A 24,844-nucleotide genomic window follows, 5' to 3' on the forward strand; every position below is an offset into this window, starting at 1 on the left:
CGTCGGCGCCTCAGGTTTCCCGGGTCACTCCGGCCACGGCTAGGGTCGCTTCCGTCACCGCATCAGGAACCTTCGTGCCGCGAAGCGGCCCACATAGAGGAACGACGTGATCGCCCGATTCCGACTCCCCGCCCTGCTCACCGCTGTTGCCATGGTCGCCCTGGCCTGTGCCGAATCCGAGGCAAAGCCGGTCGCCTTCAGTGGTGAGATCGGTGCCGGCAACCCCGCCGTCGAAGAGCAGGACGAGGGTTCTGCCACAGCAGATGCACCCGAGCCCCAGGAGCTGACCGGCCCACAGACCGACCGGCTCAACGCGGCACTCGAGGTATCGGAGCCGGGCTGCAATCCCATCGACACCTCCAGCTGCATGCTTCCCTTCCCGAGCGACTTCATGACCGTGGAGGACCCGTCGTCGCCGACGTTGCGTCGCGTGGACCTGCCAGAGGGCCAGCTGGCCAACTCCGCAGGCGCCACACTCGACACGGCCGCATGGGACACCCTCGACGGCTTCTCCCCGTCGACGCCGATCGTCGTCTACGTGCCCGGGCTCGATGCCGAGGCCACTGACCTTCCCACCCAGACCGACATCGCCAAGTCCATCACCGAGGAATCCGCCACGGTCGTTGTCGACCTCGATACCGGACAGTTGGTGCCCCACTGGGCAGAAGTCGACCTGCGTGCAGGCGACCCGAGTCAGGCCTCGCTGATCATCCGCCCCGCCGCGTCGCTCATCGAGACCCACCGCTTCGCCGTGGCGTTGCGTTCGATGAGGTCCGCCGATGGATTCCCGATCCCCTCTCCGATCACGTTCCAGGTGCTTCGCGACAACCTCAACTCCGGGGTCGCCGCCCTCGAGGACATCAAGTCCGACTACGACGTCGTGTTCTCCGAGATGGCCGAAGCCGGCATCGACCGCAGAAGCCTCTACCTCTCGTGGTGGTTCACCGTCGCTTCGGCTGACAGCCTCGCCGGCAACGTGCTGTCGATGCGCGACGACGCCATGGGTCAGCTCAACGGCGGGGCTCCGCCGTTCGAGGTCACAGACGTGAGCACCAGCGGGCTCGAAGACGGCATCGCGAAGGTTGTCGCTGGCACCTTCGAGGTGCCGCTCTACCTCGAGAGCGCCGAACCCGGCGCCCGCATGACATTCAACGACGCCGGCCAGCCGGTCTCAACAGGCACCCTGACCGCCGACTTCGTGTGCACCGTTCCCGAGCAGGCGATGCAGATGGGTGAAGCCAGGCCGGTGGTGTACGGCCACGGCCTCCTCGGTGGCGCCGACGAGGCTTCGTCGTCGCACGTGCAGGTGACCGCAGCGGCCCTCAACGCCATCTACTGCAGTACTGATGCAATCGGCCTGGCCGAGGACGACCTCGGGTACGCCACGCAGGTCGCGAGCAACCTCAGCGCTGCACCGGCCATGTCCGACCGATTGCAGCAGGCCATCCTCAACTACCTGTTCCTCGGTCGGCTGATGCTCAACGCCAACGGGTTCGCCACCTCCGAGGAGTTCACCACCGACGGTGGAGCAATCGCGCTCAACACGGCGGAGGCCTACTGGGACGGCAACAGCCAGGGCGCCATCATCGGCGGTGCTGTGACCGCCGTGGCCCAGGACTGGACCAAGGCCGTGCTTGGTGTCGGCGGAATGAGCTATTCGACGCTGCTGCAGCGCAGCGTGGACTTCGACCCGTACTGGGTGGTCATGCAGGCGGCGTACCCGGATCCGCTCGACCAGCAGGTCGCGTTCGGACTGCTCCAGATGATGCTTGACCGCGGTGAGACCTCGGGTTATGTCCAGCACCTCACCGACCGGCCCTACAGCCTCACGCCATCACACCAGGTGATCATGGACGTGGCCTTCGGTGACCACCAGGTGGCCACCATCACCGCCGACAACATCGCCCGCACCCTCAACATCCCGCTCTACACGCCTGCCGGTGGCCCGTTGCCCGATGGTGCCGACGAAGTCGAGGCCTCCGAGCGCTTCTGGGACCTCGCGCCGATCCGCAAGTTCCCGTACACCGGCTCAGCACTGTTCTACTGGTACTCGGGCACGCTGCCCCCGCCCAACGGCAACATCACGCCGGTCATGGGGTCGCTGTACGAAGCCGAGTGCGCCGGGTCTGCCGCCGATACCGAACCAGCGTGCATCGATCCCCACGAGGATCCGCGCCGCCAGCCCGAAGTGATCGCCCAGAAGGATGCATTCTTCTCCCTCGAGGGCGAGATCATCAACGTGTGCCGGGACGAGCCGTGCGTCGCAGAGCCCCGCAGCGAGTTCGACTACTGATCCATGGCTCGGCAGTTGCGTCAGCTCTGAGCTGAGGCAACGGACTTGCGCAGCTTCTCGGTGAGTTCCGCGTCGGTATTGCTCCGAGTGGCTGCGAAGGCCCGGGCATCGAGGTACTCGGCGAGTTCTGCGGCGCGATCGAGCGCGTGGTCGACCACTCGTTCGGGCTCCACCAGCTCGTCGAGGTAGCCCGCTGCAAGTGCCTGGTCGGGTGAGTAGATCTTCGACAGCACCGTCGCCTGGTGGAACTCGGTCGGCGTCAGCCGGGACCGCGTGAGCTCGATCGCGAATTCCGGCAGTGCCAGGCCTATGGCCACCTCGTTGAGGCCGTACTTGAAGTCCCCCTCCGCCCCGATGCGGACATCGGCACAGGAGAGCAGCACCGCGCCCATGGCAAGCGCATGGCCTGTGGAGGCGATCACGCGGGGAGTGGGCCACTCGTGCAGCCGCAGCGCGATCTCGGCACCGCGGTTCATCATCTCGATAGCTGCTCCGGGGCCTTGCTTGACCACCGACAGGTCGAAGCCGGCGCAGAACTTGCCCGGCCGGCCAGCGAGCACGAGGGCTCGTGCGCCTTCGGCCTCGTCGAGGGCCGCGTCGAGGTCCTCGATGGTGCGATGCGAGATCGCGTTGGCCTTGCCGTCATCCATCGTGACAACAGCGATTCCGTCGCGGTCCTCGCACCCGACAACTGGTGATGTGTCTTCAGTGCTCACGGCCGGGAAACTAGCGTGTCAAGGCGCTGCCGCCGTAGTCGCCGGCGTCAGCATCGCTAAACGTCCCCCAAGCACGGCCGACTGATCCTGGTCGGTCAAACACCTCTGCAAAGGATCAGTCCTGCCCCACGACGACCGCTCCAGCTTCGTCGACCTCTACCAGGAGGGACGGCCACGCCTCGCGCACCTGCGCGGCCTTGACGGCCTGCGCGGGCTCGCCGTGGCCGGCGTGGTTGCGTTCCACGCGGGCTTCGGCGGAATGGTGGGTGGTTACCTGGGTGTGTCGACGTTCTTCACCCTGTCAGGCTTCCTCATCGCCAGCCTGTTGTTCGCACAGGGCAGCCCGGAGGAGGGGATCGTCCTGCGGGGCTTCTGGGGCAGGCGCTTCCGCCGGCTGTTCCCGGCGGCTGTGCTCACCATCATCGCGGTGCTGGCGCTGTTCGCACCCTTCGTGGCGACACCCGACCAGCTGTCCACGTTGCGCTGGGATTCGATCGCTTCGCTGTTCAGCGTCGCCAACTGGCAGTTCATCGCACAGGGCTCCAGCTACGGCGACCTCTTCGTGGCTCCGTCACCGCTGTTGCACTTCTGGAGCCTGGCGATCGAGGAGCAGTTCTACATCGTGTTCCCGCTGCTGCTGTGGGCGGTCATCAAGGCCTTCGGTGCACGTCGCGGGCTGGTGGCGGGCGTGTTGCTCGCACTTGCCGGTGGGTCGCTCGCATGGACGCTGTTCGGTGGGCTCAGCAACGACCACATCTACCTCGGCACCGGCACGCGGGCCTCGGAGCTGCTGCTGGGCGGGGTGCTTGCGGTGGTGCTCACCAAGCAGCGCACCAGGCAGGTACTCGCCGAGGTGCGTCCCCTGCGCCTCCTGGTAGTCGGAGCCGGCGCGGTGGCGCTGGGGGTGCAGCTGTGGTGGTGGTGGAGCGTCGATCAGGCCTCGGAGTGGTTGTACCGGGGCGGCTTCACCCTCTACGCCGGGCTCACATGCGTTGTCATCCTCGCTGCAGCCCTACCCGGCGGCCCCGTGAACCGGATGACCTCGGCGGCGCCCCTTCGCTGGCTCGGTGCGCGTTCCTATGCCATCTACCTGGTGCACTGGCCGCTGTTCCTCGTGGCGCGCCAGACGTGGGGTGACGCGAACCGTTGGCTCGTCACGGCGGGTGTCGTGGCTTCGTCGCTGCTCATTGCCGACCTGTCGCTGCGGCTGCTCGAGCGCCCGGTGCGGGTGAAGGCGCTGTTCCCGTCCCGGCGGAAGGCCTATGCGGCCATGGGCGTCGCCGCCCTCGCGGTAGTACTCCTGGCCTTCACCGTCGTGCCCGACGACCCCGACGGCACCAGCCCCGACTTCGAATCCGAACTGGAGACGTGGGAGGAGCTGTTGGCCGCCGGCGCCGACGAGGCGTCCAGCGATCGTGCAACGACCACGACCGAGGCCCCGCCCAGCGACCCCGAGGACCCAGCGCCCCCACCCCCGGCACCCGTGCCGGTGGTCGGATTGTTCGGCGACTCCACGTCGCTGTCGATGAGCATCGGCCTCAGCCGCTGGAGGGATGAAACGGGCCTTCTCGGCCCGCTGGTCGGGGACCTGCGGTTCGGGTGCGGAGTTCCCCGGTTCGTGAAGTTGCGCGCCGAGACCACCGTGGTGCCTGACGTTGAATGCCTCGCCTGGCCACAACGGTGGACGGAGATCACCGCGGCCACAAGGCCGCACATCAGTCTGTTGTCGAGTCCGGCCTGGGCCGTTCCCGACGCCGTCGTGCCGGGAGAAGTCGACTACTCGGCGCTCGGGGATCCCTTGGTCGACGACTTCGTGCGCGGCGAGTTGCTGCAGGCGGTCGACATCCTGTCCGCCACGGGCACACAGGTCGTGCTGGTCAACTGGCCGCAGTACGGGTCCTGGTACGACGACGGCAGGTCCTCTGCGGTGCAGCGCCAGGCTGATCCTGCGCGGATGGCCCGGCTGCACGAGATCCAGCGGGAAGTGGCGGCCCTTCGGCCTGACTCTGCGACCGTATTGGAGTTCGGGGACTGGTTGGGTGCTCGTTCCGAGGATCGGGCTCTGCGCGCGGACGGCATGCACTTCACCGAGGACGAGTTCACCCGGGTGGCGCATGAATGGTTCGGTGCCGAGGTGGTGAGGATCTGGGAGCAGCGTTGGGACCGGATGCAGGAACTCGAGCGGGCGCGAGTGCAGGAGCAGGCGGCCGGCGCGTCCACAACCGGATCCACGAGCGAGACGGGCTAGTCCGCGGAAACTCACCGATGTGCGCGCGGCTAGCGTCGCTGCCGGGCGGCCTGCACCGACCCCGACCCGAAAGGACGTGAGATGGGCTTTCTCGACAAGGCAAAGGCCGCGGCCAACGACCTCGCTTCCAAGGCGGATGCGGCGCTCGGATCGGCCGAGAGCAGCATGGCCGGCGGCGCGTCGCCGAAGCAGGCGGAACCCCTCATCAGGGACCTGGGCGTCATCGCCTACCTGGAGTCCACCGGCCGGGTACCTGAGGATGCGGACACGCAGCGCCAGCGCTGTGTCGACGGCATACAGGCCATCGAGCAGCAGACAGCTCTCAACCTCCAGCTGACCTCGGCTCCACCACCGGCTCCAGGTACCGCCGGAGCACCGCCGGCTCCCGCGACTGCGCCCCCGGCCCCGGCCGCAGCGCCGCCACCGCCACCTCCGGGTGCGGCTGCTGCACCGCCTCCGCCGGTCGATGCCCCGGCCGCTCCGCCCGCACCCGCCGAGGCGCCCGCGCCGCCACCACCCCGGGACGCCGCTCCGCCCCCGCCACCACCTCCCGGCTCCCAGGGCTGAGTGATGATCCCGCCGGGGCTCCATCCCGCCGGTGTCGATTTCTGAACCAGGTTCGCGCGAAGATCGCGTGTCGGGTCAGCGGTCGCGGGAGGGCACCGGAATGCAGCTTGGAGGGGACGCAGCGCGGCCGGGTCGCGAGGCTGGTCACGCACCGGGACTGGCAGTGTCCGCTCTGGTGGTCGCGCTTCTGGCCACCGCCTGCACCCAGGTTCCCCAGAAGGCCGCGCAGCCAGCCGGCGATGCTCCGAAGGCGTCCGCGTCGGCCGACGGTGGCATCGACCAGGTCTCCGAGCAGCGCCCCCCGTGCACGTTGGCCAGTGTCGTGTCATGCGCTCTGCCGTATCCCTCCGATGAGTTCGCGGTGGCCGATCCGCAGACGGCCACGGGGGTCCGCCTCCAGGTACCCGACGGAATCGTGCCCCGGCGAGTGCTCGACCAGCTCGGCCCGGGTGGCCAACTGCAGGATGCGTTCGGCGGCGCGGATGGCTTCTCGCCGATGTCGCCGGTCGTGTTCGAGCTCGACGCACCGGTGCGCCCCGAGTCGGTCCCGCCCGATGGCGGCGATGTGTTTGCCGTGTACGACGCCGCCACGGGCGAGCGCCAGCCGATTCGCGCCCACGTGTGGGCAGATGCAGCACTACGCGGGGCGCCCGCCACCGTGGTGATCGCCTGGCCGTCGCTGCGCTGGGAGCACGGCCACAACTATGTCGCGCGCCTCCGCCGGCTGCCTGGGCTGCTCCCGCAGGCACCCACGCCGCCGGTTGCGCTGCTCGAGGGCCGCGGCCACCTCGCTGGGGTCACCGCCCGCATCGCGGCTATCGACGGCACGAGCCCGGCCGAGATGCTCGCTGCCACGGAGTTCACGATCCGCTCCAGGGCCAACGCAGTCGGCGGTCTCGAGAAGATGGCGCTCATCGCAGGCGCCGACGAACACCCCGTGCGCAACCTCGAGTCGCGTCCCCCCTTGTGGTTCTCCCATGGTTCCGCGATCGTCACGGGTGAGGTCCGCATCACGGACTTCCGCGATGGTGACGGTGTGGTGGACCCCGATCGGGCGCCGACACACAGCTGGGTTCCATTCGTGCTGGCGTTGCCGGAGAAGCCGGCCACACCGCGCGGGGCTCCTGTCGTCGTCTACGGGCACGGCCTGGTGATCAACAAGGAGTCGATGCTGATCGTCGCGTCCGACAACGCGGCCAAGGGCTTTGCCACCGTTGGCATCGACGTGCCCAACCACGGTGGTCGCCAGTCCGGTCAGGGCGGTCACCTGCTCGACCTCACCAAGCCCCGCACCCTTGGCCGCATGGTGGGTGTGCCTCCACAGGGGATCGTGGACCACGTGTCGCTGATGGGCGCCATCAACGTGGTGCTCGCCTCGCTGGACCTGGCTCCATGGCGGCCGTTCGGGCCGCCCGGCGACGGCCGGCCCGACATCGACACCTCGCTGATCCTCTACGAGGGAACCTCGATGGGCGGCGTGTTGGGCGTGGCCGAGTTCGCCCTCAATCCCCAGATCGCCGGTGCCTTCCTTCAGGTGCCCGGGGTCGGCATCCTCGACATCCTCACCCACTCTTCGCTGTGGCCCTTGTTCGCGTCGGTGATTCCGCCCGGTGCCAGCGCCGGTGACGCGGCGGCGATGCTGGGTGCGGCATCGATGCTGCTCGACCTGGGTGAGTCCACTCTCGTGCTCGACCGGATCGTCGCATCGGGCAGGCCCGTGTTCGCACAGGTCGGCATCGGCGACAGCATCGTTCCCGACTTCGCGTCGCAGCGCCTGGTCGAGATGCTGGGCCTCTCGGCGGTAGGTGGCGGCGTGGTCGCCGGGTCGGACCCGGCCGCAGTGGGGTCAGACGCGGGAGGCCGTGGTTACATCGAGGTGTGGCCCAACAACTCCTCACCGCAGACCAAGGGCCTGATGGGCCACCTCACCTTCGACGAGCCACTTGCGCGACGAATGCTGCACCAATGGCTGGATGGGCACCTGGCCCAGGCGGGTCTCGCAGGCCCCGACTGACGGGCGGCCCCGGCATCAGGGGCACCCGGGCGTGACGCGGAGCTGCAGGCCGTGATCCTGATCGATGCCGAAGGCCTCGGCGCGGCACGGCCGGGCCGAACGCTGTTCGAGGACCTCGACCTGACCATCCGCACCGGTGACCGCATCGGGGTCGTGGGCATCAACGGTGCAGGGAAGTCAACCCTTCTCGGCGCACTCGCCGGCACCATCGAGGCTGACCACGGACACGTGCGCACTGCGCGCGAGGTACGCATCGCGATGCTCGAACAGGCGCCGGAGTTGCGGGGGGCCACGATGCGCGAGGCGTTGCACGCCGGCGATCTGGCCGCAGACTGGGAGGTCGAGGCGGTGGCGGACCGGCTGGGGCTCGGAGCCAGCTTCGACTCACCGCTCGAGCACCTGTCCGGTGGCCAGGCCAAACGGGTGTCGCTCGCCCGCGCCCTGGTGGCCGAAGCCGATCTGTTGATCCTCGACGAGCCGACGAACCATCTCGACATCGATGCGATCTCGTGGCTCGAGGACCGCCTGGCGGGATTCAGCGGGGCGCTGCTGCTGGTGACCCACGACCGCCATTTCCTCGATCGCGTGACGACCCGAATCCTGGAGCTGGACCGGGGCGGGTCCTACGTGCACGAGGGTGGGTATGCATCCTGGTTGGAGGCTCGAAGCCGCCGCGCGGAGCAGGCCGAAGCTTCCGAGGCGAAGCGCCGCAACCTGGCTCGGTCCGAGCTGGAGTGGCTGCGCCGAGGCGCTCCCGCTCGCACGTCGAAGCCGAAGGCACGGATCGAGGCGGCCAACAGGCTTCTGGAGGGCGGCCCCCAGGCAGCGGCGCGCGCCGGTGATCTGCCCCTGCATGCGGCCACCCCGCGCCTCGGTGACAAGGTCGTCGACCTGCATGGCGTCGGCCATCGATATGGCGACCATGTGCTCTTCGCCGACATGGAGTTGATGCTCGACAACCGCGAGCGACTCGGTGTGGTGGGACCCAACGGCACCGGCAAGTCGACTCTGCTGGAGATCATGGCCGGGCGCCTCCAGCCCTCGTCGGGCACGGTCGAACTCGGCCAGACCGTTCATGCAGCGGTATTCGACCAACAGGGCCGCGACCTCGACGAGTCGATGCGGGTGCGTGACGCGGTGGCCGGTCCACACGGCGACGCGGATTGGACCCATGCGGCGCTGATGGAGGCGTTCTGGTTCGACTCGGATGCGCAATGGGCACCGATCGGCACACTGTCGGGGGGCGAGCGACGACGCCTGCAGCTGCTTCTCACACTCGCGGAGAAGCCCAACGTGCTCTTCCTCGATGAGCCGACCAACGACCTGGACACCGAGACCCTCCGACAGCTGGAGGACTTCCTCGATGCGTGGCCGGGCGCCCTGGTCACCGTGAGTCACGACCGAGCATTCCTCGAGCGTGTGGTCACGGACGTGATCGTGCTCGGTGACGGCCGGGCCGCCAGGCGACCCGGCGGCTATGCCGCCTACGAGGAGCAGCGGCGTGCCGCCCGAGGCACAACGAAGGCCGGCAAGGTGGCAGTGAGCGGTGCCGGGACCGGGACCCCGGAGCGCTCCACCGGCGTGAGACCTGAGCGGGCGCGGCGCGGCGAGTCACCGTCGGGGCCGAGCCCTTCGACACTGCGCCACCGACTCCGGGCTGCCGAACGTGAACTCGGCGCCCAACGTGAGCGCTGTGAGCAGCTCCGCGCAACGCTCGCCGGCGGCGAGTCGGACCACGAGGTGCTCAGCCGGCTGGGCACGGAGCTGGCCCGGGCGGAGGCGTCCCTCGAGGCCGCCGAGGAGGCCTGGCTGGAGCTGGCAGACGAGGTGGAGTCACGAGGGCTCGACATATGACCCCGCACATGGCCCGCCCCGGCCGTGGGTGACCGGAATGATTTCCCCTATTACCATGTTGGAAATTCCGGCGTCACCGATAACGGGCGCCCACGTGCCTCCCCAACGCAGGAACGAACAGAGATGACTGCCCAGGAAATCGACACCCAGCCTCTCGGGATCAGCGATGCAGCGCTCGAGACCGTGCTCGGGATCCGCAACCAGGAAGACGACGCGGACAACCTCTGGTTGCGCGTCGAGATCACGGGTTCCAAGGGTCGCGAGTACACCTACGACCTGTCCTTCGCCACCGCGGATGAGGTCGACAACGACCACGTCAAGTGGAGCGTCGGCGAGCTGTCGGTGGCCGTTGAGCAGGGGTCCGTCGAGCGCCTGGCAGGCGCAGAGCTGGACCTGCCCCGCAATGCTGCGCAGGGTGGGCTCGTCATCCGCAACCCCAACACGCCCGATCCCTTCGAGGGAATCGATATCGAGCTCGAGGGCGATCTGCCCGACCAGGTCACCCAGCTCCTCGAGGAGAGCGTCAACCCGATGCTCGCCTCCCACGGCGGTTTCGCACAGTTCGTCGGCGTCGACGACGACAACAACGTCTACGTCACGATGGGCGGCGGCTGTCAGGGTTGTGCGGCATCGGCCGCGACGCTTCGCGACGGCATCCGCACAGCGATCATGGAGGCGATCCCGGAGGTGGCCGAGGTGGTCGACACCACGGACCACGAAGCCGGAGAGAACCCCTTCTACAGCTGAGCCGGGTTGGTCAGCCGGGCTGGCCGGAGGCCGAGTTCACCCAGGCCATGACCTCATCCGCGACGCCGTCGGCGTCGAGGCCCAGGCGGTGAAGGATCGCATCGGGCTTTCCGTGGGCCAGGTACACCGACGGAACTCCGAGAACGTGCACTGCCGGGCCGGCCACCGGTGCCAGCTTCGAAAGCGTGTCGGCGATCGAAGCACCGATACCACCATCGCGGAGGCCGTCTTCGACTGTCACGACCAGGCGGTGCCCGGCTGCGTCCTGCAGCATTTCCGAGTCGAGCGGCTTCACCACCCGGGGATCCCAGACGGTGACGTCGATGCCTGATTCCGAGAGCTTGTCGGCCGCCGCGCGAGCGGCGCCGAGCATCTTGCCAACACCGATGATGCAGACGTCGCTGCCGCTGCGCACCTTGCGTGCGGACAGCCCCGAGCCAGTCTCGTTGTCGTCGCTCGGCGGCATGGTCTTGGGGAAGCGGATGGCCGATGGGCCTTCGGTGCACAGCTCCAGGGCGTCCGACAGCATCCGGGCGACCTCAGCGTGGTTCGAGGGCGCGAACAGCGTCATGTCGGGCACCTTCGACAACAGCACCATGTCGAGGACCCCGTGGTGCGATGCGCCGTCGTCGCCGGTGATCCCGGCGCGGTCGAGCACGAACACGACCGGCTGCGCATGCAACCCTGCGTCGAGGTTCACCTGGTCGAACGCGCGGCTGAGAAACGTCGAGTAGACGGCGATGACGGGCCTCAGTCCGCCCATTGCCATGCCGGTCGCCGAGGTGACCGCGTGCTGCTCGGCGATACCCACATCGAAGCACCGGTCCGGGAACTCGTCGGCGAAGGGAAGCAGTCCGGTGGAGTCGGGCATGGCGGCGGTGATCGCCACCAGTTCGGACCGCTTGCGGCCCTCTGCGACGATCGCCCGGCTGAAGGCATCGGTGTACGAACCCTCCTTCAGCTCCGAGGTGTCGTGCATGTTCTTCACGAGGTCATCCTCGGCCGGCCCGTATCCCCGGCCCTTCTGCGTGAGGCAGTGAACCACGACCGGGCCGTCCATCTCCGAGGCGGCGGCAAACGCGGCCTCGAGCGATGCGATGTCGTGTCCGTCATACGGGCCGAGGTACCCGACGCCGAGCTGCTCGAAGAACGCCGGCGGTTCGAACACCTCGCGGATGGCCGCCTTGGCACCATCGACGCCGCGCTCGAGGTAGTGGCCGAACAGCGGGACCTCGTTGAGCAGGCGCTCGAGGCGTTCGCGGTTGCGTTGGTACGTCGGTGAGGCGCGGAACCTGGAGAGCGACTCGCCCAGTCTCGACGCGGTCGGTGCGTATGACCGGCCGTTGTCGTTGAGGATGATGATCGCCTTCTGGCCACTGTGGCCGAGGTTGTTGAGACCCTCATAGGCCATGCCCCCGGTGAGGGCTCCGTCGCCCAGCACGGCGACGACGTGGCGACCCGCCTGGCCTTGCAGGGCGTTGGCCGTGGCGAGGCCGTGCGCGTACGACACGATCGTGGACGCGTGGCTGTTCTCCACCCAGTCGTGCTCCGACTCGGCGCGTGACGGATAGCCCGACAGCCCACCCTCCTGGCGCAACTGCGTGAACTGATCGCGCCGTCCGGTGAGCAGCTTGTGGACGTAGGCCTGGTGGCCGGTGTCCCACAGGATGGAGTCCGACGGGGAGTCGAACACGCGGTGCAGGGCGATGGTGATCTCGATCGCGCCGAGGTTGGAGCCGAGGTGGCCACCGTGGCTGGTGACCTTGTCGACGATGAAGGAGCGGATCTCGGCGACGAGCTGGTCGAGCTGCTCCTCGTCGAGACCACGCAGGTCCTCAGGCGCGTTGATCGTCTCCAGAATCAATTCGGGTCCTCTTGGGGCGGGGCGGGGGACACCCCCAAGCTACCGGAGCAGCCGGTCCCAGGCGGATCCCGTCGGCGGGTTTCCGGGCCTTTCGCTCAGTCCCGCACGGCGGAGCCCGTGAACCCGCCGGATACAAAGCTCGGAGCACCGGCGAGGCTGGAGAGCACGAACACGAAGTAGACCAGCAGCCCGAGTCCGATGGCGGACGAGTTGGATACCCCGATCGCGCCGAAGAAGTAGACGAAAGCCGCTTCACGCACGCCGAGGCCCCCCAAGGCGAGCGGGAAGTTCTGCACGACCGCGGTCGGGGGGAAGAACGTTAGCGCCGCAAGGAGCCCGATCTCGCCGATCCCCAGGGCGACCGCACAGGCCCAGACCGCCAGGCATTGCAGGAACTGGAAGCCGAGTCCGGCACCGAGGACCTTCGCTGCCTGGGCGGGACGGTGCCGGAAGGCGATTATGCCGAGGTGCACGGCGCCGAGGTAGCGACGCCATCCCTGGCGTTCGGCGAGGCGGGCGAAGCGCCGGTTGCTTGCCGCGAGCAGGATCGTCGCGAGTGCGGCCATGGTCACAACGTTGACGAGGAGGATCACCATCGTCACCGATCCGAGCGACCGGTACTCGGGGCTGAACGCGAGTCCTGCGAACGACAGCATCGGCAGCACCAGCCAGCCGGTGAGGCGTTCGAGGCTGGTGGCTGCGAAGGAGTCCGCGTAGTCGCCGGCGTCGTTGCCCTGGCGCAAGACCCGCACGACGTCCCCGCCGAACGAGGTGGGAAGGGCGTTGGACACGAACTGGCCTGCGAGCAGGTGTGACAGGAGCCGACGGAAGGGCAGGTGGATCCCGAGCGTGTCGGAGACCTCGGCCCAGCGGAGGTTCTGCAGCACGTAGGCGCCCAGGTTGACCACGATCGCCACTGCTATCCAACCGAAGGTGGCGGCGGTGGGTTCGGGCAACAGGTCCTCGACCGTGACGTCCGGCAACTGCCAGATCAGCAGGGCGAGGAACCCGATGCTGAACCCGATCCGCACCAGCAGCTTCAGAGCGTTGTTGCGCGGCAACTCGTGGGGAAGGGTCGCCTCATCGATCTCGGCGAGGGCTTCGGCGCGCTCGTCGGTCGGCTCGTCGGGGGGCCGACCCGCCTCGGCGTCGTCTTCCATCACCGGGCGACCCTACAAGGCGGTCCGGTGCGGTCCACCGGACGCCATCGTGATACCCGGGCCCCCCGGACGCGCGAAAGCCACCCGGCAAGGGGTGGCTCCCGCTGCGATTGGTTCAGATCTGCTGGATCAGTTGCAGACGACGCCGATGTTGGCGCCGGGCTCCGCGATCAGGAGCTGACAACCGTTGCCGAGGTCGACCTTGCAGGCACCGGCCGCGAACGGCACGGCGGCGACGAGACCGATCATCATCAGACGAGCACGCTTGGACATCTGTAATCCCCCTCTATCGAGTGTGGGCGCATCAAACCCACGGTGTGCCATCCGGCACCTGCATCTGCCTATCGAACACGCCGGGGGATGTCAACGCCAAACCCGAACGGGGTTCGACTGGCCACCGAGAGCGGTTGTGCGGAGCCAGTCGGCCGGGCGCCCTCAGCGGAGCTTCTCAAGGAATCCCTCACGGTCCACCACAACCCGGGTCACCTTGCCCGCGGCCACCAGTCCACGATCGTCGCGGGCGCTCACCGTGAACACGAGCCGGCGGCCCTGGACCTTCTCGAGGGAGCACTCGGCACGTACCGGGCATCCCACGGCGGTGGGGGAGATGTGCTCGATCTGCACACGCACACCAACGCTGGTCTGGTCATCGTCCAACTCCCCTTGGAGGGCCGCGACCGTTGCCTCTTCGACCAGTGCGATGATGCGAGGGGTGGCTAGCACCGCCACGTCGCCGGAGCCGAACGCGATCGCCGTGTCGGCCTCGCCGACCACGAGTTCCACGGTTGCGCTGAGTCCGGTGCGTACAGCCATCCTCAGTACGATAAGCAGACCGACCCACCGCACACACAACCGGCCCGCGGTGCCCGGTCGGCTGCCAGCCCCGGGAGGCGCGTTGATCGATCAGCAGGTAGTGGAGGCGGTCCTGTCCGCCGGACTGGCCGACGGGGCCGACTTTGCCGAGGTGTTCGCCGAGGACCGCCGGTCCACGTCGGCCCTGCTCGACGACGGCCGGGTCGAGGAGCTGACCTCTGGCCGCGATCGGGGAGCGGGCATCCGCGTCGTCGTCGGGGAGACGACTGGCTTCGCGCACACCGCCGACCTGTCCGAGGCGTCGCTCGTCTCGGCCGCACAGACGGCGGCGGCCGCGGCGCGGAGCGCCGGCGGCGAACCTCGCGTCGTCAACCTGGGTCGCGTGGATGCGACCAACCCGAGTGCGGTGTCGGTCTACCCCGAGGACGTCGACAAGGCCACGAAGGTGGGACTGCTGGCGCGTGCCGAGGAGTCGGCTCGTGGCGCCGGCTCGGCCATCACGCAGGTATCGGCCCGCTACGCCGACTCTCGCCGCCGCATCCTGGTGGCGAACAGCGACGGGTCCCTCGCCGACGACGACCAGGTGCGCACGATGTTCTCGGTCTCCACCGTTGCGGCTGGCGACACAGGGATGCAGACCGGCCGCGAATCGACCGGCCACACGATCGGCTTCGAGCTGTTCGACGCCAACGACGTGGCCGAGATCGCGAACCGTGCGGCCCAGCGGGCACTCACCAAGCTTGCTGCGCGCCCTGCGCCCTCGGGTGAGATGACCGTGGTGATCGGCCCCGGCGGCGGCGGGGTCATGTTCCACGAGGCATGCGGGCACGGACTCGAGGCCGACCTGGTGGCCAAGGGGGCTTCGGTCTTCGCAGGCCGCGTCGGCGAACAGGTGGCCTCGCCGCTGGTCACCCTCGTCGACGACGGCACCATGGGCGGCGAATGGGGTGCCGGCGCGATCGACGACGAGGGTCGTCCGCGCCAGCACAACGTGCTGATCCGTGACGGGGTGTTGGTCGACTACATGTGGGACGAGTTGCGTGCGCGCAAGGAAGGGCGCAAGTCCTCCGGCAACGGCCGCAGGCAGTCCTACGCCCACCTGCCGATGGTGCGCATGACCAACACCTACCTCCTCGAGGGTGAGTCCGACCCCGATGAGATCGTGGCCGACACGACCAATGGTGTGTATGTGGCCCACCTCGGCGGCGGCCAGGTCAACACAGCCACGGGCGACTTCGTGTTCGGCATGACCGAGGCATACCTGATCGAGGACGGCCGCATCACCGAGCCGATCCGCGAGGGCAACCTGATCGGCAACGGGCCGGCGGTGCTCGCCAACATCGATGCGGTGGGCAACGACTTCGCGATGGGGTCACCCGGCACATGTGGCAAGGACGGCCAGGGAGTGCCGGTCGGCGACGGCGTGCCGACACTGCGGGCCCATGGCCTCACCATCGGCGGCACCGCTGCCTGATGGCAGACGCCGCCATGACACCTGCGGACGCGCTCGGCATCGTCGACCGCGTGCTCGAGCGGGCGCTCCCCGGTGAGCAGCTCGAGGCCGTGCTGGGGTGGGCCGCGACCACCGACGTCCGTGCGCACGAAGGTGAACTCGAGCACTTCGTGGCCGCCACCGAGGTGGGGCTCGGAGTGCGTGTCATCGACGATCACCGCACGGGGATCTCGTGGGCCGGTGTGTTGGATGACGACGCGATCGACACGGCGGTGGCCGAAGCCCGGGACAACGCCCGGTTCTCCAGTTCCGATCCCCACGCAGGCCTGGCCGAGCCCGATGGAGTGGAGCCGCAGCGCCTCGACACGGTCGATGGAGCGCTCGCGGATGTGCCCACCGAGGCGAAGGTCGACTTCGCCATGCAGCTCGACTCCCGTCTGCGCTCCGCCGATTCCCGCATGGTGGGCCATGAGGGCGCCGACTACGGCGACGCACGCGTGATCGGCGCGGTTGCGAGCACCACCGGGATCCGCGCGGTCGAACAGGAGACGATCGCCCAAGCGGCGATCTGGGCGCTCGCCTCCGACGGCAACGATGTCACCACGGGCTTCGGGCTCGACTCGGGGAGGGGATTCGCCGACCTCGACGCAGACAACGTCGTGGCCGAGGCCGTTGGCCGTGCCACGGCCCTGCTCGGAGCGTCCAAGGCGGACACGTCACGCCTCACGGTCGTGTTCGACCCGTACGTGACGTCCCAGTTCCTCGGCGTCGTGGCCGAGATGCTCTCAGGCGAGGAGGCGGTGCGCGGCCGAACCCCGTTCGCCGACCGCGTGGGCGACGACATCGCCGCTGCGATGCTGTCGCTCTACGACGACCCGCACGCGGGTGACGCCCCCACCTCCGGTGCAGTGGACGGCGAAGGGCTGGCCACGCGCCGGGTGCCGCTGATCGAAGGTGGCGTACTGACCGGGCTGTTGCACAACGCTTACACGGCGCGCAGCATGTCGAGCACCGGCACGGCGTCGGCAACACGTGGTAGCCACCGAAGCGCCCCCGGGGTCGGCCCGCGAGTGCTCACACCGGAGCCCGGCAGCCTGTCACCAGCGGCGTTGCGCGCGTCGGTCGGCGAGGGGGTGCTCGTGCAGGAACTCGCCGGGCTCCACTCGGGCGTCAACCCCACCTCGGGTGACCTCTCCGTGGGCATCGAAGGCGTGCGGCTCCGCGGCGGCGAGCCGGCCGAGCCGGTCCGCGAGGTGACCATCGCGTCCACCATCCAGCGGATGCTCACCGATGTCGTGGCGGTGGGCTCGGACCTGCGAAGGTTCCCGTGGGAGTCATCCGGGGTGTCCCTCGCAATCGCGGATGTGACCCTTTCGGGCAACTGAGAAGAGCACACATGAGTGACGACGCCAGCAGCGATCCCGAGGTCCGCGCCAGGGCCAACATCGGCGATCTCGCCGATCTGCTGGCCATGGCGGACCGTCTTGTCGGCTCCGCGATGGGTACGGAGCAGGTCGAGGTGATGCTCGGCCGGGGAGCTTCCACCTCGGTCAAGGTGCATGGCGGTGAGGTGGAGTCGCTCACATCGGCGGGCTCGACCGGGGCCGGGGTGCGTGTCATCCGCGACGGCAGGGTCGGCTTCGCCCATTGCGGAAGTCTGGATGCCGACGTGCTCGACGACACCCTCGCCGAGGCTCGTGACAACTGCCGGTTCGCCGAACCCGACGAGGCAAACGGGCTCGCCGTCGACGACGGTGTCGCTGTCACACCGCAAACCGGTTGGTACGACGAAGTGATCGCACTTCCAGTCGAGTCGAAGGTGGGCGCAGCGTTGGACCTGGAGCGACGCGTGACCGGCGCCGACGACAGGGTCACCTCGGCACGTACCACTTCATGGGGTGACGGCTGGGGTCAGGCCGCCCTCGTGTCGACAGCCGGCATCCGGGTGTCGAGTGAGTCGACCAGCTGCTCGCTGGGCACCCAGCCACTCGCCCGCTCGGGTGAGGAGACACAGATCGGTTGGGGCTCCGATGTGGCACGGGTGCCGGCGGAGCTCGACATCGACAAGGTCGTCGACGACGCCGTGACCCGGGCCACGAAGCTCCTCGGCGCCACCAAGCCCGAGTCGGCACGCATGGCGGTCCTGCTCGAGGGCCGCCTGGCCATCACCCTGCTCGGCATCGTCGCCGGCATGCTGTCCGCCGAATCGGTGCAGAAGGGTCGATCCCCGTTCGCTGACCGGCTCGGTGAACAGATCGCAGCTGACTGCGTGCAGCTGACCGACGACCCGACTCGCTCGGAGTCACTGGGGGCCGACGAGTTCGACGGTGAGGGTCTGGCTACCCGGCCCAACCCGTTGATCGTCGGCGGGAGGCTCGACCGATTCCTCTTCGACTCGACCACCGCCCGGCGTGCCGGCGTGGACTCGACGGCATCGGCGGTGCGCGGCCTTCGCGGCCTGCCCGGCCCAGGCCCCCAGTTGCTGGTCATGGAGCCCGGCACCACATCCGCCGAGGACCTGCTGGCCGGGGTCGAGCTCGGCCTGGCCGTCGAGTCGTTCTCCGGGCTCCACTCCGGGGTCAACCCCACGTCCGGGGACTTCTCGGTGGGTGGCAACGGTGTGATGATCCGCGACGGCGAGTTGGCCGAGCCGGTCCAGGAGCTGACCATCGCCTCGACCCTGCAGCGCCTGCTCTCCGACGTGACAGCGGTGGGTTCCGACTTCGAGTGGCTCCCTTCGGGCTCCGGCGCAGCCTCGATGCTGATAGGTGACGTGTCGGTTTCCGGGGCCTGAGCCCTCAATCGCCCGGACCTCGCACCACGATCGCGACCGGACCGGCCAACGCTGCAGCCACTGCTGTCTGTACATCCGTGCTGCGCACGGCGAGGGTGACCGTTGGGGCGCCGACATCTTCGTTGCGGGCAACCGCCAGCACCGTCGCACCGCCGGCCACCACCACGGCGTCGCCCGCCTCCGCGTCTGCGGGCGGCTCCAGGTCATCGATCACACCGTGGATGCCGGCTCCGGGTGCGCCGGTGAGCGGAGCCACCGCGAGCACGTCGACCTGGTCGCCCACGGCTGCGAGGTTCGTTGCCGAGGCCGGTGTCACTTCGACGGCCACCAGGCCCGGCGGAACCTCCACTCCCGTGGATCCTCCCGTGCCGATGCGTTCACGGACCATCGGCTCACCCCCTGCGGTGAAGGCCGTCGCCACCGATCCCGGCTCGGGTGCATCTGTGATGGCCCCCTGCGGCACCAGTTCGGCGGGCCGCAGCTGCACCTCGGTGTCGGTGTCCGTGATCGGGGTTCCCACCGCCAGGTCGCGGGTCGCCACGATCACCTCCTCGGTCGCCGCCCAGCTGCTGCGCAGGCGTTCCGAGCGGTCAGCTGTCACCCACGTGGCAACCATTACCGAGACGGCGATGGCGCATGCGCCCAGGCGTCGGGTCAGCGCCCGTCGCGCGGGCCTGCTCGCGGCCACGGTGGCCATGGCGGTCCGCAGTCGCTGGGCGAGGCGGACGACGTACGTCGGCATGTCCAGAGCAGCCCCCGTCAGGGCACCGAACGGGTTGCGGTGTTGGTGGTCGTTCTCGTGCACTTGGCTTCCCGGTGCGGGCACGCGGTGGCGCCGGCCGAAGGGGAAGCTCAGAGGCGGCCGCCTCAGGGCGTGCCGGCAGCTTCCAGCACGCCGACCTCAGCGGCCGGACCCTCCGAGGGAAGCGACAGGATCTCATGACCGTCCTGGGTCACGAGGATGGTGTGCTCGAACTGGGCAGAGCGCTGCTTGTCGCGTGAGGTGACGGTCCAGCCGTCGTCCCACATCTCGAGGCGGTGGCTGCCGATGTTGATCATCGGCTCGATGGTGAAGGTCATGCCCGGCAACAGCACCGTGTCGTTGCGGGGGTCGTAGTAGTGGGGGATCTGCAGGCTGGTGTGGAACTGGTCGCCGATTCCGTGCCCGATGAACTCGCGCACCACGGAGAATCCCCGGGGCTTCGCGATCCCCTCGATGGCCCGGCCGATTTCCCATATCCGGGCCTCGGGCCGCACCACGTCGATCCCGGCGTGCAGGGCATCGCGGGATGCGGCCACCACGTCGCGGGAGCGCTGGTCGACCTCGCCGACCAGGAACGTGGCGGATGTGTCTCCGTGCACGCCGCCGATGAACGCGGTGACGTCGACGTTGACGATGTCGCCCTCGGCCAGCGGGCGGGCGTCGGGTATCCCGTGGCAGATCACCTCGTTGACCGACGTGCACAGCGACTTCGGGTATCCCCGGTAGTTGAGCGTGGAGGGGTACGCCCCGGCTTCGACCATTGCGTCGTGGCCGATCCGGTCCAGTTCGTCGGTGGTGACGCCAGGTGCGACGTGCCGGCCGACCTCCACGAGGGCGTCGGCGGCCACCCGGCCGGCGACCCTCATGGCCTCGATCTCGTCGTCGGTGCGTATCGCCCGACTTGCGCGCTCGGATGGTTGCCCGGTGGCTGCATAGTCGGGCCGCTCGACCTCGGAGGGCACGGTGCGGGTGGGACTGACCAGCCCGGCGCGCACGGGTGGCGAAGGCGGAGGTGCCATCTTCTTTCGCTTCCGCTTTGCCATGGCCTCGATGATACGTGGCCGGGGGACGCGGTCGCACCGCCACCACCGGGTCGCGCGACCCGGTGGGCTCAGTCAGCGCCGGTGGCTGAGCTTGCGGACGTCTTGGAGTCCGTCGAGCTGGAGCTCGAGCTGGAGCTGGAGCTGCTCGAGTCGCCCGAATCCGACGAGCTCGATCCGCTCGAGGAGGATCCCGATGTGCGCGATCCGGCCGAGTCGTTCTTGTAGAAGCCGGAGCCCTTGAAGGAGATGCCCACGGGCGCGAAGACCTTGCGCAGTGACCCTGAGCACTCCGGGCACTCCGTGAGGGTGTCCGCGGAGATCGACTGCTGGATCTCGAACTCGTGTCCGCAGTCGCGGCAGCGGTAGTCGTAGAGAGGCATTCGTGGTCTCCGGTCATGCCCGTGCATCTGGCACTCGGGCTTCGCGACTGCCAACGGTACCGGGTTGGTGGGCCGTCTCCCAGTTGAGGCCGAGACGTCCCGCATTGCGCTGTCGCAACCGCGAGCCCGCCCGTTACAGTCGATACGGCGCCTGTGGCGGGTAGCGAGGGCGCAGCCAACTGATATTCGCCCAGGGGATGAAGATGACATCAGAGTACCGAAGGGTCACCAAGGCGGTGATTCCGGCAGCAGGACTGGGGACCCGGTTCCTTCCCGCCACGAAAGCGCAACCCAAGGAGATGTTGCCGGTGGTGGACCGCCCCGCCATCCAGTATGTGGTCGAAGAAGCGGTGAGGGCCGGACTCGATGACCTGCTGATCATCACCGGTCGTTCCAAGCGCAGCCTCGAGGACCACTTCGACCGCAACTTCGAGCTCGAACAGCAGCTGCGCGACAAGGGCAAGGACGTCGACCTGGCCGATGTCGTTCAGCTCGCGGACCTGGCCGACTTCCACTACGTGCGCCAGGGCGAGCCTCTCGGGCTCGGCCACGCTGTGTCCGTGGCCCGCAAGCACGTGGGCAATGAGCCCTTCGTGGTGATGCTCGGCGACGACATCATGGTCGACGACTCCGAGGTGCTGTCGGGGATGATCCAGGCCCACCAGGAGACCGGGGCCTCGGTCGTGGCGCTCATGGAGGTGCCGCGTGAGGAGATCGGTGCGTACGGTTGCGCAGCGGTCGACACCGACGACGGCGTGTTGCGGCGCATCACCGAGATCGTGGAAAAGCCCGACCCTTCAGTGGCGCCGTCCAATCTGGCGGTGATGGGCCGGTACCTGTTCACGTCCTCGATCTTTGACAAGATCGACAAGCTCGAGCCCGGCGTCGGTGGTGAGATCCAGCTCACTGATGCCATCTCGGACCTGCTGGCCGACGAGCCCGTCTACGGCTACACCTTCTCGAAGGGTCGCTTCGACATCGGCAAGAAGATCGACTACCTGCGGGCCACAGTGGAGTTGGCACTCGAGCGCGACGACCTCCGCAAGGATTTCCTCGAGGTGCTCGACACCGTGGCGCGCCGCGAGAACCTCAACCGCTGAGCGCCTTCCCCGCTTCGCAGCCGCATTCCCCGCTTCGCAGCGGAGGCCTAGGGTGCCGCGATGGCACTTGTCAGCTACGAAGACGCGTTCGCCCGGGTCGAGGCACGCCTCGCGAGGACAGAAGAGGTCGAAGTCGCCATCGCGGACTCTGTCGGGCTGGTGACCACCCGCGACCTTCATGCCGTCGAGCACGTGCCACCGTTCGACAACACCGCGGTCGACGGGTTCGCAGTGCGCTCCGTTGACGTGCAGTCGGTGCCCGTCCAGCTGGCGGTGACCGCGACCGTCGCGGCGGGCAGCAGCCCGAGCATCGAGCTGGCCGAGGCGACCTGTGCGCGGATCATGACCGGCGCCGTCATCCCCGCCGGAGCCGACGCGGTCGTCATGGTGGAGGACTCGTCGCCTGTTGGCGACAGTGGCGGCGGAGGCGCGGGTTCCGAGGCGGTGCGGATCCACAAGGCGGCCACCGCGGGCCAGCACATCCGCCCCGCCGGCGATGACCTGCAGGCCGGCGACACGGCGATCGAGGCCGGCACGCGCCTGGCCCCGGGTCACGTCGGGTTGCTCGCCACGCTCGGGCTCACCAAGGCCCCCGTGCGTCGCCGGCCGCGGGTCGGGGTCATCTCCACCGGCGACGAACTCGTCGGCCCGGGTGGCCCGCTGGCGCCGGGTCAGATCCGCGATTCCAACAGGGTGATGCTGCTCGCCCTGTGCGAGCAGGCAGGGGTCACCGGAATCGACCTCGGGCTGGTCGCCGACGACGAGCAGTTGATCGAGCGGGCCCTGCTGGCAGGGGCATCGGACTGCGATGCGATCGTCACCAGCGGCGGCGTGTCGATGGGCGACTACGACTACGTGAAGGCGGTGCTCGGGCGCATCGGCGACATGGAGTGGATGCAGGTCGCCATCAAGCCGGCCAAGCCGTTCGCATTCGGCACGATCGGCGCCACCCCCGTGTTCGGCCTGCCCGGCAACCCTGTTTCGTCACTGGTCAGCTTCGAGCTGTTCGCCCGGCCCGGCCTGCGTGTGATGGTGGGAGACAGCAAGCCGCACCGCACTCGGCTCACTGCGGTAGCCGGCAGCGACATCCGTCGCCGCTCGGACTCAAAGGTTCACTTCGTGCGTGTGAACCTGTCGCGCGGGGCCGGGGGGCTGGTTGCCACCCCGACCGGAAGCCAGGGTTCCCATCAGTTGGCGGCGTCGGCCGGAGCCGACGGTCTCGCGGTGGTTCCCGACGGCGACGGGGTGCCGGTCGGCGGGGCGCTGGACGTGATCCCGCTGGGGTGACCAGCCCACTCGGTCCTACGATGTGGCTGTGGAGGAGCTGGTCGACAGTTTCGGGCGCGTCCACCGCGACCTGCGGATATCGGTCACCGACCGCTGCAACTTCCGCTGCACCTACTGCATGCCCGAGGACGGTCTCGAGTGGCTACCACGCTCCGAGGTGCTCACCTTCGAGGAGATCCACCGTGTCGCTTCGGTGCTCGTCAGGCGATTCGGCATCGATTCGATCCGCCTGACCGGCGGTGAGCCGACTGTGAGGGCCGACCTTGCGCGCCTCGTGGCGTCGCTCGCCTCTCTGTCCAGCTCCCGGCACCCGGTGGAGCTGGCGATGACAACCAACGGGGCGACCCTCGCCGGGTCGGCGGCAAGGCTCCGCGAGGCAGGACTCGGCCGCATCAACATCTCGCTAGATTCGTTGCACCGGGACCGCTTCGAGCAACTCACGCGCCGCGACGAGCTCGACCGCGTTCTGGCCGGAATCGATGCCGCCATCGACGCCGGATTCGACCCGGTGAAGCTCAACGTGGTCGCAATGGCCGGGGTCAACGCCGATGAGATCGTCGACTTCGCGCGGTTCGGTCGTGACCGTGGCGTGGTGGTGCGGTTCATCGAGTTCATGCCGCTGGATGCCGACGAGCGCTGGAGTGGCGAGGCGGTCATGTCCCAGGCGGAGATCGTGGAACTGATCGACTCGGTGTTCCCACTCGAGGAAGTGGCGCGCACAGCGGAGCCCGCCGAGCGGTTCCGTTACGTCGACGGTGGCGGCGAAGTCGGCGTGATCCCGAGTGTCACCCGGCCATTCTGTGGCGACTGTGACCGGGTACGCCTCACCTCCGAGGGCGGGTTGCGCAACTGTCTGTTCGCCGCCGACGAGGTGGATCTGCGTTCGATCATGCGTACCGGTGGCACCGACAACGACCTGGCGGCGGCGATCGCGACCGAGGTGCGAAGCAAGGCCGAGGGCCATGCGATCGGCAAGGTCAACTTCATCCGGCCCGCCAAGTCGATGAGCCAGATCGGAGGCTGACGCTCACTCGCCCGCTCGGCCGCCCGCCGGCGTCGGCAGCGACCAGTCCCCCTTCATGGCGAGGAGCCTCACCGCCATGGTGACGCACACCGACATCCAGGTGGCCACGGCAGCGTTGACGCCGTTGGTCAACAGCAGCACCTGGAGCGAGGCGCCGCAGACAGCGGCCAGCGCGTAGATCTGACCGGTCAGCACCAGCGGAGGACGGTTGACGAGCACGTCGCGGATGATGCCGCCGCCGGTGCCCGTGAGCACGCCCAGCGCCACCGCGGCCCAGCCGGGCGCCCCGGCGGTGATGGCGGTGTCTGCCCCCAGGGCCGCGAACACGGCGAGGCCGGCGGCGTCGGCCACCAGCACCACCCGCCATGTGTCGGCCGCCTGGCCGCGCGGGTGGGAGATGAGCAACACGGTCAGCGCTGCGACGAGTGACAACAGCAGCTGCCACGGCTGTTCCAGCCACCATGCCGGCTGGGCGAGAATCAGGTCGCGAAGCGTGCCGCCACCAACCGACACCACCCAGGCCAGCACGATCACCCCGAACCAGTCGAGCTTGTGGCGGATCCCTGCCATCGCGCCCGAGATCGAAAAGGCAACCACCCCGACGAGCTCGAGCACGTACTGAAAGGTCTGCGCGCCTGCCTCCAGGGTTTCCACCACAAGAGTCTTGCCAACCAGCGGTCCGCCGCGGGTGACCCTGTGCAGGGCCGGCCTGACTGCCGCAACC

The 24,844-nt window shown here is 68.7% G+C and carries 20 protein-coding genes and 1 pseudogene; 12 read left to right on the top strand and 9 right to left on the bottom strand.

Going from position 1 to position 24,844, the window contains the following annotated elements; all coding sequences use genetic code 11:
• Positions 1-106: 106 nt before the first annotated feature.
• Entirely contained in the window at positions 107-2,293 is a 2,187-nt protein-coding gene (locus GY812_08400) for a hypothetical protein (GenBank protein MCP4435501.1), read from the top strand.
• A gap of 20 nt (positions 2,294-2,313) precedes the next feature.
• Here GY812_08400 and GY812_08405 read toward each other — a convergent pair whose 3' ends face one another.
• Entirely contained in the window at positions 2,314-2,943 is a 630-nt protein-coding gene (locus tag GY812_08405) for a crotonase/enoyl-CoA hydratase family protein (GenBank protein MCP4435502.1), read from the bottom strand.
• Positions 2,944-3,238: 295 nt separating this feature from the next.
• On the opposite strand from GY812_08405, the gene GY812_08410 reads away from it, so the two are divergent.
• From GY812_08410 to GY812_08430, 5 genes and pseudogenes are all read left to right on the top strand, one after another.
• Positions 3,239-5,257: an acyltransferase gene (locus GY812_08410; GenBank protein MCP4435503.1), complete on the top strand. Its 2,019-nt coding sequence runs from the start codon at positions 3,239-3,241 to the stop codon at positions 5,255-5,257.
• 426 nt (positions 5,258-5,683) lie between these two features.
• A pseudogene (locus GY812_08415) lies at positions 5,684-5,824 on the top strand (peptidoglycan endopeptidase).
• 100 nt (positions 5,825-5,924) lie between these two features.
• Complete coding sequence (locus tag GY812_08420; protein ID MCP4435504.1) at positions 5,925-7,838, top strand: hypothetical protein; 1,914 nt, start codon at positions 5,925-5,927, stop codon at positions 7,836-7,838.
• Positions 7,839-7,889: 51 nt separating this feature from the next.
• Positions 7,890-9,692 (top strand): ABC-F family ATP-binding cassette domain-containing protein, encoded by a 1,803-nt coding sequence (locus tag GY812_08425; GenBank protein ID MCP4435505.1) that lies wholly within the window; start codon positions 7,890-7,892, stop codon positions 9,690-9,692.
• Between the two features lie 123 nt (positions 9,693-9,815).
• Positions 9,816-10,439: a hypothetical protein gene (locus GY812_08430; GenBank protein MCP4435506.1), complete on the top strand. Its 624-nt coding sequence runs from the start codon at positions 9,816-9,818 to the stop codon at positions 10,437-10,439.
• A gap of 10 nt (positions 10,440-10,449) precedes the next feature.
• Here the strand turns inward: GY812_08430 and dxs are convergent, their stop codons facing one another.
• From dxs to GY812_08450, 4 genes are all read right to left on the bottom strand, one after another.
• Positions 10,450-12,303, bottom strand: coding sequence for a 1-deoxy-D-xylulose-5-phosphate synthase (gene dxs / locus GY812_08435; protein ID MCP4435507.1), 1,854 nt, complete (start codon positions 12,301-12,303; stop codon positions 10,450-10,452).
• Positions 12,304-12,398: 95 nt separating this feature from the next.
• The gene (locus GY812_08440) at positions 12,399-13,466 is read right to left on the bottom strand and encodes a flippase-like domain-containing protein (protein ID MCP4435508.1); all 1,068 of its coding nucleotides are present in this window, start codon (positions 13,464-13,466) and stop codon (positions 12,399-12,401) included.
• Positions 13,467-13,592: 126 nt separating this feature from the next.
• Positions 13,593-13,736 carry a hypothetical protein gene (locus GY812_08445; protein ID MCP4435509.1) on the bottom strand — a complete coding sequence of 48 codons (144 nt, stop codon included), beginning with the start codon at positions 13,734-13,736 and terminating at the stop codon, positions 13,593-13,595.
• Between the two features lie 162 nt (positions 13,737-13,898).
• Positions 13,899-14,276, bottom strand: a complete 378-nt coding sequence (locus tag GY812_08450) for a thioesterase (GenBank protein ID MCP4435510.1) — start codon at positions 14,274-14,276, stop codon at positions 13,899-13,901.
• Positions 14,277-14,358: 82 nt separating this feature from the next.
• Here GY812_08450 and GY812_08455 point away from each other — a divergent pair, with 82 nt between their 5' ends.
• The 3 genes from GY812_08455 to GY812_08465 are packed head-to-tail and all read left to right on the top strand — an operon-like array spanning position 14,359 to position 18,523.
• Positions 14,359-15,750, top strand: a complete 1,392-nt coding sequence (locus tag GY812_08455) for a TldD/PmbA family protein (GenBank protein MCP4435511.1) — start codon at positions 14,359-14,361, stop codon at positions 15,748-15,750.
• Positions 15,750-17,114, top strand: coding sequence for a TldD/PmbA family protein (locus tag GY812_08460; protein ID MCP4435512.1), 1,365 nt, complete (start codon positions 15,750-15,752; stop codon positions 17,112-17,114). Before GY812_08455 ends, GY812_08460 begins: the two co-directional genes overlap by 1 nt.
• 11 nt (positions 17,115-17,125) lie before the next feature.
• A complete protein-coding gene (locus tag GY812_08465) occupies positions 17,126-18,523 on the top strand; it encodes a TldD/PmbA family protein (GenBank protein MCP4435513.1) in 1,398 nt (465 codons plus the stop codon).
• Between the two features lie 4 nt (positions 18,524-18,527).
• On the opposite strand, the gene GY812_08470 is transcribed toward GY812_08465, so the two are convergent.
• From GY812_08470 to GY812_08480, 3 genes are all read right to left on the bottom strand, one after another.
• The gene (locus GY812_08470) at positions 18,528-19,328 is read right to left on the bottom strand and encodes a hypothetical protein (protein MCP4435514.1); all 801 of its coding nucleotides are present in this window, start codon (positions 19,326-19,328) and stop codon (positions 18,528-18,530) included.
• A gap of 62 nt (positions 19,329-19,390) precedes the next feature.
• Complete coding sequence (gene map, locus GY812_08475; GenBank protein ID MCP4435515.1) at positions 19,391-20,329, bottom strand: type I methionyl aminopeptidase; 939 nt, start codon at positions 20,327-20,329, stop codon at positions 19,391-19,393.
• Positions 20,330-20,397: 68 nt separating this feature from the next.
• Positions 20,398-20,709, bottom strand: a complete 312-nt coding sequence (locus GY812_08480; GenBank protein MCP4435516.1) for an FmdB family transcriptional regulator — start codon at positions 20,707-20,709, stop codon at positions 20,398-20,400.
• A 203-nt stretch (positions 20,710-20,912) separates the two neighbouring features.
• On the opposite strand from GY812_08480, the gene galU reads away from it, so the two are divergent.
• From galU to moaA, 3 genes are read left to right on the top strand one after another with little or no spacing between them, the layout of a single operon-like run.
• On the top strand, positions 20,913-21,809 hold the full coding sequence (galU, locus tag GY812_08485; protein MCP4435517.1) for a UTP--glucose-1-phosphate uridylyltransferase GalU: 897 nt from the start codon (positions 20,913-20,915) through the stop codon (positions 21,807-21,809).
• Between the two features lie 60 nt (positions 21,810-21,869).
• Positions 21,870-23,096, top strand: a complete 1,227-nt coding sequence (locus tag GY812_08490) for a molybdopterin molybdotransferase MoeA (GenBank protein ID MCP4435518.1) — start codon at positions 21,870-21,872, stop codon at positions 23,094-23,096.
• 28 nt (positions 23,097-23,124) lie between these two features.
• Positions 23,125-24,120 (top strand): GTP 3',8-cyclase MoaA, encoded by a 996-nt coding sequence (gene moaA, locus GY812_08495; GenBank protein MCP4435519.1) that lies wholly within the window; start codon positions 23,125-23,127, stop codon positions 24,118-24,120.
• 3 nt (positions 24,121-24,123) lie between these two features.
• On the opposite strand, the gene GY812_08500 is transcribed toward moaA, so the two are convergent.
• Positions 24,124-24,774, bottom strand: a complete 651-nt coding sequence (locus tag GY812_08500; GenBank protein MCP4435520.1) for a trimeric intracellular cation channel family protein — start codon at positions 24,772-24,774, stop codon at positions 24,124-24,126.
• Between the last annotated feature and the right edge of the window lie 70 nt (positions 24,775-24,844).

The sequence above is a fragment of the Actinomycetes bacterium genome, assembly GCA_024222295.1.
In the GTDB taxonomy this organism is placed as follows: domain Bacteria; phylum Actinomycetota; class Acidimicrobiia; order Acidimicrobiales; family Microtrichaceae; genus JAAEPF01.